The following is a 9,007-nucleotide window of genomic DNA, read 5'->3' as shown; positions in this document are numbered from 1 at the left end:
ATAAATCATTAATCAAATGGTATTGCATAAGCAATAACCGATAAAAGTCAGAATAATGAATTTATTTCTGGCTCTTTTAATCTAGGTATAATTTCTTTATGTTTGGTTTAATCATCAATTGTTAAATTGCGTGTCGTTAAATCAAATGGTGTTAATTGATAGACATAATAGTTAAGCCAATTGCTGAACAATAAATAAGCGTGACTACGCCATGTAGCTTTAGGGGTTAAGTCTGGATTATTATGAGGAAAATAATTTTCTGGGATAGTTGGCTGAATGCCAGCTTTAAGATCACGGAAATATTCATTGGCTAAAGTAAATGAGTCATATTCAGGATGCCCGGTAACAAATGCCATCCGTTTATCTGCTGTTGCCATTAAATAAGGGCCGGTAATATCAGAATCTGCCAGTATTGAAAGATCGGTATAATTTTTTATTTTTTCAATCGGAAAATCTGCATACCTTGAATGAGGTGCTAAAAAAGAGTCATCGAATCCTCGGGTTAAAATGGCATTAGGTTGCAAAATCTGATGCTGATAAACCCCAGATAATTTATGTGATCGTGTAAATTTTGGTAAATCATAAAGTACATTCAATGCGGCTTGTACTGCCCAACACACAAACATGGTTGAGGTGACATGTTCTTTTGCCCATGTGATAATTTCAACTAATTTTGACCAATAGACTACATCCGTAAAGGCCACTTTTCCTAACGGTGCGCCAGTGATAATAAGCCCATCAAAATTTTGTTCACGTATATCGTCAAAATCACAATAGAAACTATTTAAATGCTCGACTGGTGTATTTTTCGATTCACGCTGATCAATACGTAATAGTTGAATATCGACTTGTAATGAGGAGTTAGAAAGTAGTCGTAAAAATTGGTTTTCTGTCTCTATTTTTTTAGGCATAAGATTAAGAAAGAGCAGTTTTAGCGGACGAATTTCTTGTGTATTTGCACGAGAAGATGTCATGATAAAAATATTTTCTTTACGAAGTACATCAACGGCTGGTAATGAATCAGGAATACAAATAGGCATAGCAAAAACTCCTAATAATCAACAATCTTTTAAAACTTAAAATAGACGTCTAGAAATCTGTATAGCTAAATATAAGATGTTTTAGATTATTTGTCGAGGTTTTTATTTTGATTAGCTAAATCCAATATCTCAAATAAAATCATGATACTACTATAAAAGAATAACGTTAAATTCGCATTGGTTTTTTTTAGATTGGATAATTAACAACAGTAAGGAAACAGTTAAAAAGCCCGTGTATCGGTGCGCCATGAGTCAGCGGTTAACGCTTCGCCAAAATAGCTATTAACGAGTTTTTGCGTGATATCACTAAGTGGCGAGGCTAACACTTCGGCGGTATTCCCGTATTCAACAAGTTCGCCTTTGTGCATCACTAAGATTTGATCACTAATATGCTTCATCATCCCTATATCTTGAGTCACATAAATATAAGAGATGTTATGCTCGGCTTGTAATGACAACATCAAATTAACAATCTGTGAACGCATCGAGATATCTAATGCGGCTAACGCTTCGTCTAAAATAATAACTTTCGGTTTTAGAATTAATGCTCTCGCTAGGGCGACCCGTTGTTTTTGCCCCGATGCCATCACCGCTGGATAATAAGAAGCATGTTCAGGCAGTAACCCAACTTGCTTTAATACGTCGCTTATCATTTTTTCACGTTCAAACGCATCGTAATGTGTATTGTGTTTGAGTGGAATTTCAAGCAATTGACCAATGCGAAGTCTTGGATCAAAAGAGCTTTCAACATGTTGAAAAATCATGCGAATAAGTTGACAACGGTAACTATAATCGCCGTATTCGACTTTTGTGCCATCAATCCAAATATCACCACTATCCGGTTTGACCATTCCAACTAACATTTTAGCTAATGTTGATTTGCCCGATCCATTCTGACCAATAATTGCCAAGGTTTTTCCTTCATTGATCGAAAAAGATATTGGTTTAACAGCATCAATGTATAGATGCCCCAAAAATCCTTTAGGAATTTTAAATTGCTTTGACAAATTACGCACTTTTAAAATTGGGTTCATGGTTTAGTCCTGGTATTGATACTTTTACTCATCAGTATTTAAAGGAAAATGACAAGCAACAAAGTGATCTTTAATTTGGATTAATTCGGGTGCTTGAATACATTTTTTTTGTGCATAAGGACAACGTGGGCCCAATCGACAGCCAATAGGTAAATGTTCAAGTGACGGAATAACACCCGGTAAGGTATTTAATGGGCTTTTATGTGGCATTGCCTTACCAAAATCTGGAATGGCGTAAATGAGCGCCTGTGTATAAGGGTGATAAGGCGATTTAATTAAATCTTCGCTATCCGCCACTTCAACCGTCTGTCCACAATACAATACATTAATTCGATCTGTCCACCTTGTAATCATTTGTAAATCATGACTGATAAGTAAAATCGTGGTGCCCATATTTTGATTCATGCTAGCCAGTAGCCTAAAAATTTGGGCTTCTGTCGTGGCTTCCATGGCATTAGTCGGCTCATCGGCAATGAGTAATTTAGGTTGATTGGCCAATGCAATGGCTATCATGACTTTTTGACATTCACCTTCCGTCAGTTCAAACGGATAAGACTTTAATATTTCTTTATGCTCTTTGATTCCAACCCGATGCAATAGTTCAATCGCACGATTTTTACGCCAAAATAGCCGTTGCCACCAATGACCTTTAAAGGTGCGTCTAGGTATTGCCTCGATCAGTTGTTGCCCAATTTTCATTGATGGATCTAAACATGATTGTGGTTCTTGGAATATCATGGAAATATTCGCACTAATAACTTTACGGCGTTGTTTAGGCGTAAGTTTTAATAAATCAATATTATTAAAATGAAAGCGATCTGCCGAAATTTTCCAATTGTGATTGGTGATCCCTAAAATCGCTTTGGCAATTAAGCTTTTACCAGAACCGGATTCGCCTACTAATCCTCGAATTTCACCTTCTGATAATCTAAGGTTAACCCTGTCGATAGCACGTAACAGACCGTCAGGAGTAATAAACTCAATCGTTAAATTACGAATATCTAACAATGCCATGATTAATGCCCTGCTCGTCGACCATTTAATCCAAAGTTTAATAAATAAACAAAGATAATGGTAGCTGAAACCGCAATTCCGGGGGATAAAAAGGCTAAATAATTGGTACCAATAATGTCTTTCATTTTAAACATCATCATCCCTAAATCGGGTCTGGAGGTATCGTTAGCAAATCCTAAAAAGGTGATGCTGGTAATGGCTAAGATAATTGAACTAAATAACGATACAATTTCAGTTAAATAGACCGGCAGAATATTAGGCAAAATATAGTGATTTAAAATCGTTATTTTGGATAAACCATCAAGCCGATAAGCCGTGATATAAGTTTTATTCCACTCCTTAATCACTCGTTGATGGATATTGTATATAAATCGTGGTGAATAAGATAACCCAATGATTAACAACATATTGGTTATGTCATCTTCAAATAACATACTGACAACGATAACCCCCAATAAAGGTGGTACGACCATAAAAAATCGGAAAATCAATAAAATAAAAGATCGTAGAAATGGAATAAAGAACATTAAATAATTAATTAATCCTGCAATCACAACAACATAAAATACCGCTTTTAGTGTCATCGATAAGGTTGAGCGATAACCAATTAATAAGTAATCAAAAATATCTTGTCCTTTAGCATTGGTGCCTAAAATGTGATTAATATCGCCATTCATAAACCATGCTGGCGGTAAGGAACTTGCATAAATAGGATCTAAATGGGCATGAAAAAACCACTTTGTTGAAACAGCAACAAAGACAATTGCCACAATGCCATAAAAGCCAACAATTGAATAAAGATTACTATGTAGCTTATTAAAACACAATGCCACGCTATTTAATAACCTTGTTACCTTAGACATGATGTTCCTTATGACGTAATGGATAAATAGCCACAGCGGTAATTTCGCCCAATAGTGTTAAAAAGCTTATCACCGTTCCACAAGCAAAAATAGCAATTGAGATAATGAAATAATTATGATGATGATAAGCACCCATGACCCATTGCCCTAATCCAACACGGTTAAATAATATTCCGACAATCATTGTTGAAAACAACAATGTAGTCGTATTATAAGTCAATTGAGGAATAGTTGCTGGAATGGTATTGGGCAATAAATGTCGACGTAAAATTTTTAAAGGTGACCTTTCTCGAATTGCAGCCATTTTTATGTAGTTCTGGCGTGAGGTATTTTTGACATTTTGGCTAATAAGCTGAATAGTTATAATGCTAGGCTGTATCGCAAGAATGATTATCGGAAGTTTTAAATATTGAAACTGCTCAATCAATAAATCTATTTTATTCTGTTTGTCAGACAGTAAAATCTCTAATAACGATGTACCAATAGCGGAGGAAGAGGTATCAAAATGTATTGATACAGACCAATTTGGAGAGACCCAAAACATAACAATCACAATTAGCATCACAATAGGACATGAATATAGTAATAAGCACCCTAACCGAATTGTGCTATTTAACCAATTAATATTACTTAGCCCTAAAAAGATACCCAACGGTAAACCAACAATTAGTGCTACCGCTAAGGCTAGAATACACAGTTCAATCGTCGCAGATAAAGTATAAAGAAACGAGACCTTTTCCCCTGAGGTTAATGTAAATTGTCCTTGCAATAATTGCCTAAAGAAAGAACTGTAAGCATCAACAATATGAAGATGATTAAACATAGAATGGGGCGAAAAATAGACAAGGCAAAAGCTGATCTGAGCCAAAATGCAGATAATTAATACAAAAGTGACTATTTTTTTCAAAATATAAATAATCATGTTTATCTTATCGCTTTTATTTGTCTAAGTAGGAACAGAAGTGGTCTGATGACCACCCTGTTTATAAATATCAGTTTTGAAACTATTATTCTGAAGGATAGGAAGGTTTACTTGCTTTAGCAAAGGCATGGTTTTGAGAGCTTAAACCGCCCGCTTCTCCTTTCCCTTCAAAGTGATAGTCTGATTCTTCCCGTAGTTTGAAACCAATTTCAGAATCTACATACTCTGGTGCAGGGGCTTTAGTCATTACTGACGAAGCGTGACCCGTAGCTTGAGACACATCAGTATTCACATCGTTATCATGACTTTCTTGTTCACTGTCTTTTGCAGCATCATGAACTTGAGTTGATGCAGAATTGATGGATACATCATTCAAATCAGCTGTGTCAATTGTCGGTTCAGAACGGGCTTCTGTCACTTCATTTTTAACGATAACAGGTAATAAAAGTGAAGGAATAACAGGAACCACATTACTTGGTTCATCTTGTGTGATTTGACTATAATCAATCGCAACCCGACCTAATGCCAATTCAAGAGATGCAGCAGCAAATTGTAACGGCATAGGTGATTTTTTAAGATCGCCACTTCGTACCCGTCGTTTATTACGTTGTCCATTCATACGTAGATGTCTGGAAGTGCGTCGTTGACGTTTTGGTTGTGACTCTAAAACAGGTGTTGTCTCAGCCTGTTCAGGCACTATCACCGGTAATAATAACGATGGAATAACAACACGCTCTTCATTGACTTGAATCGGTGCTTCACTATTTTTCACACGTACGCTTTTTGTCAATGAACGTTGTTGACGTCTTGGTTTCACTTCTTTTTGTTTCGGTGTGACCACTTCATTACTATTCGCTGTTTTTTCAGCTTTAGTAGCGTTTACCGTCGCCGAATGACTATTATTTTGCTTAGTACGACGACTGTTACTACGAGTTGTCTCTTTCACATCTTCTGTTGCTGCGCTGCTATTAGCATTTGCACCATTGCCATTACGACTATTACGCTGACGGCGACTATTCGATCGATTATTTTCACGTCTTTTAGTCGGTTTTGGTTTAACTTCTGGTTCAGGTTCACTTTTTTCAGCAACAAATAATTTGCGTAACTTACTAAATAATCCACTAAACAAGCCCCCAGATTTTTCAACTTTAGGCTCGCTCTTTTCTTTCGATGTCGTGTTCGCTTCGACTTTTGGCCCTGATAATACCGCTTGTTCAACGATGATTTCAGCCGCTGCGTCTTCTTCCTCTTCTTCCAATTCTCGGATTAATTTCGGTAAGTTATAACTCAGTACATCAGTCTCTTCGCCAACACGTTTACGAATCACTTTATAAAGTGGCGTTTCCATCTCTTCATCACCCACAATGACAATTTTTACATCAGGGTGCATTCTTTCGATATTATTAATCGCGCGACGTTTTTCATTTAATAAATAGCTGGCAATTGGCACTGGCACGATAACATCAATTTGGACAGTGTTATCTTTCATCGCTTCTTCTTGAATTAATCGAAGAATAGAAAGCGATAATGAATTATTATCACGAATCGTTCCCGTTCCTTGACAACGTGGACAAATGTGATGAGTCGCTTCACGCAAAGACGGACTTAATCGTTGGCGTGACATTTCAAGTAGACCAAATCGAGAAATTCGTGTTGTTTGAATACGTGCTCGGTCTGTTTTCATCGCCTCTTTTAAGCGATTTTCAACTTCACGTTGGTTACGAATTGGTGTCATATCGATAAAATCGATAACAATTAGACCACCTAAGTCACGTAAACGTAGTTGACGAGCAATTTCTTCAGCGGCCTCAAGATTAGTGTTAAAGGCTGTTTCTTCAATGTCACTGCCCCGTATCGATTTAGCGGAGTTAATATCGATTGCTGTTAATGCTTCGGTCGCATCAATTACAATAGAACCGCCGGAAGGTAAACGCACTTCACGTTGAAACGCAGATTCAATTTGACCTTCAATTTGAAAATGGTTGAATAGAGGTACATCCCCCTCATAAAGTTTTAGTCGATTAACGTATTCAACACGCCCCAAATCAACTAATCGTTTTTTAGCGATCTCAAGGACTTTCGGATTATCGATTAATATATCACCCACATCATCACGTAAATAATCACGAAATGCTCGGGTAATAATATCACTTTCCTTGTGGATTAAACTTGGTGCTGGATGATTCTTAGCTTCATTTTGAATCGCTGCCCAATAATTGACTAACGCATCTAAATCTTGTTGTAACTCTTCTTGGCTTTTACCAACACCCGCCGTTCTGGCAATTACGCCCATGCCTTTAGGCTTTTCAATAGCGTCAATAATACGTTTTAAATCTGCACGATCTTCACCTTCAATTCGGCGAGACACACCACCAGCACGTGGATCATTGGGCATTAAAACTAAATAACTACCGGCAAGACTAATATAAGTCGTTAACGCAGCACCTTTTTTGCCTCGAATCTCTTTTTCAATTTGAATGAGAACTTCTTGACCTTCTTCAAGATGTTTAATGGTGCGACGACCGGTCATATTGGATGGAAAATAACTATCGGCAATCTCTTTTAATGGTAAAAAACCATCTCGCTCTCCACCATATGAAACAAAAGCCGCCTCTAAACTTGGATTGATTTTAGTAATTTTACCTTTATAGATATTGGCCTTTTTCTGCTCATGCCCAAGACTTTCGATATCTAAATCATATAAGCGTTGGCCATCAACAAGCGCAACTCGCAGCTCTTCTTGCTGGGTTGCATTGATTAGCATTCTTTTCATTATTCTACACTCTTCATTAATCTTAATTAATTGTAGGTAGAATCGTATTATTGATAAATGCTTATTTTTTAACAATGATAAAAAAAGTACTTAATTCGATATTTCTATACAGTGTGCATTATTTTATTTGTGTTATTTTTGTTATTATTTTATGTGACACCGATTTCACATTGACTACATTAAAATAATATTTTAGGGGGATAACCGCTAAATTCAAAAGTACAAATGACACGCCGAATTATTCCTAAATATATAATTTATTGATATTATTTCAATGGTTAATTTGCAAACCTTCATTTTATTGGTTTTAGCAAATAAACTAAATCTTTATATGATTGTTTAAAATAAACATATTATCTAATTATCTTGATTCTACTTACGCTATTTTGTTTTGACAAACTGTAATGTCTAACGCCATTGCTGCATTACAAGGATAAAAATATCCCCCCTTATTATTCACGTTTCGGCAAAGGATAGCAAGAAAATTAAACTTCATATTTCATCGATAGTTAGATTAATATTTTGAGTTATTTACAAATAATATTTATCATTTCAATAAAATCATATTAGATATATTAAAAATTTATATTAACAACACTAAAAAGCCAAAATTGCTTTACAATTTTTTCTCATTTTTAGAAAACAAAAAATGGGCACTTACTTAGTAGTACCTAAAGGTAAGTTAATTTGTATAATAATGGACGAAATATAAAATAAATTCAAAAAAGAGATTTAACTTATTTATGAAATCACCCGAAAAAACAGCCTTACTTGATTTTACTTCTCGTTGGATGACTCAATTTGATTATGCCCCTAAAAGTGAAGAATTACATGCCATTCCTTCACCTTGTATACTAAAAACAGCGCAACTTGCAGTATATTGGCAACCTTTTTTATTAGAGCCGGCAAGAGATCTAACTATTGTCGAACAAGTCGTTAACATCAATCTGTGTCAAAGTGCTCATGTTTTTTATGGCACACAATATGCCGGAAATATAAGCGCAAACTTTGCTGATACTCATTTAGTATTACTACAAGCATGGAATGATGACGATTTCTCAAATTTAGAGCAGAACTTAATTGCCCATTTGTCGCAACAAAAAAGATTAAAACGAATACCAACTATTTTTATTGCCTCTACCGATGAAAGTACCGAAATTATCGCCATAAATAATTTAACTGGCGAAGTGGTTAAAGAAGATCTCATTAGTGGAGAACTGACGATATTAGCTGAAAATTTAACATCTTTTTTTAATAATCTTTCAATTTAATGTAAAAAAATAATTCATAAAAATTAACAAGATTATCGTCTAAACATTTATTCACAAATTGTCTGTATCGAAATTGTGTATTATAAAATA

The 9,007-nt window shown here is 35.5% G+C and carries 7 protein-coding genes; 1 reads left to right on the top strand and 6 read right to left on the bottom strand.

The features are described 5' to 3' along the window. Window positions 1-107: 107 nt before the first annotated feature. From metA to rne, 6 genes are all read right to left on the bottom strand, one after another. Window positions 108-1,040, bottom strand: coding sequence for a homoserine O-acetyltransferase MetA (metA, locus tag ACGH4F_RS08785; protein WP_220216007.1), 933 nt, complete (start codon window positions 1,038-1,040; stop codon window positions 108-110). A gap of 221 nt (window positions 1,041-1,261) precedes the next feature. Further along, complete coding sequence (locus ACGH4F_RS08780; protein ID WP_220216008.1) at window positions 1,262-2,074, bottom strand: ATP-binding cassette domain-containing protein; 813 nt, start codon at window positions 2,072-2,074, stop codon at window positions 1,262-1,264. A gap of 24 nt (window positions 2,075-2,098) precedes the next feature. Further along, window positions 2,099-3,088 (bottom strand): putrescine export ABC transporter ATP-binding protein SapD, encoded by a 990-nt coding sequence (gene sapD, locus ACGH4F_RS08775; RefSeq protein WP_065559789.1) that lies wholly within the window; start codon window positions 3,086-3,088, stop codon window positions 2,099-2,101. A gap of 2 nt (window positions 3,089-3,090) precedes the next feature. Continuing rightward, a complete protein-coding gene (locus ACGH4F_RS08770; protein WP_411590910.1) occupies window positions 3,091-3,951 on the bottom strand; it encodes an ABC transporter permease subunit in 861 nt (286 codons plus the stop codon). Then, entirely contained in the window at window positions 3,944-4,774 is an 831-nt protein-coding gene (locus tag ACGH4F_RS08765; RefSeq protein WP_411590908.1) for an ABC transporter permease subunit, read from the bottom strand. Before ACGH4F_RS08765 ends, ACGH4F_RS08770 begins: the two co-directional genes overlap by 8 nt. Window positions 4,775-4,958: 184 nt before the next feature. After that, the gene (gene rne, locus ACGH4F_RS08760) at window positions 4,959-7,646 is read right to left on the bottom strand and encodes a ribonuclease E (RefSeq protein WP_411590907.1); all 2,688 of its coding nucleotides are present in this window, start codon (window positions 7,644-7,646) and stop codon (window positions 4,959-4,961) included. 743 nt (window positions 7,647-8,389) lie between these two features. On the opposite strand from rne, the gene syd reads away from it, so the two are divergent. Next, the gene (syd, locus tag ACGH4F_RS08755; RefSeq protein ID WP_411590905.1) at window positions 8,390-8,917 is read left to right on the top strand and encodes a SecY-interacting protein; all 528 of its coding nucleotides are present in this window, start codon (window positions 8,390-8,392) and stop codon (window positions 8,915-8,917) included. The last annotated feature ends 90 nt before the right edge of the window (window positions 8,918-9,007 follow it).

The sequence above is a fragment of the Gilliamella sp. CG35 genome, from assembly GCF_046635745.1.
Classification (GTDB): domain Bacteria; phylum Pseudomonadota; class Gammaproteobacteria; order Enterobacterales; family Orbaceae; genus Gilliamella; species Gilliamella apicola_I.
The sequence above is the reverse complement of the archived record's forward strand: the minus strand, read 5'-3'. Positions and strand labels throughout refer to the sequence as shown.